The 314-nt window shown below is 59.9% G+C and carries 1 pseudogene; it reads right to left on the bottom strand.

From position 1 onward, the window contains the following. Positions 1-314, bottom strand: a pseudogene (locus MKD49_RS25850) (ABC transporter ATP-binding protein); the annotation flags it as partial.

Here is a 314-nt window from a genome sequence, read left to right as displayed (position 1 = left end):
GAATCCTGCAGACGGCTCGAGAAGAAGATCACGAAGATGCACAGCACCAGGAACAGGTAGTAGTACGCGTTCACCGACGGCAGGTTCATGCCGAAGACCTTCAGCATCGAACCCGAACCCGGTTCACCGGCCAGTGAGACGCCGAACACGCGGATCGGGTCGATCAGGTTGATGCCCTGCGGACCATTGGTGATGTTCACCGGCGCGTTCAGGTTGTTCATGAAGATGCGGATGATTTCGCCGAAGCCCAGCGTCACGATGGCCAGGTAGTCACCGCGCAGCTTCAGGGTCGGCGCACCCAGCAGCGCACCGAA

The organism is Herbaspirillum sp. WGmk3 (assembly GCF_023952535.1).
Lineage (GTDB): Bacteria > Pseudomonadota > Gammaproteobacteria > Burkholderiales > Burkholderiaceae_D > Herbaspirillum > Herbaspirillum huttiense.
This window is presented reverse-complemented; position numbering and strand designations above follow the sequence as displayed.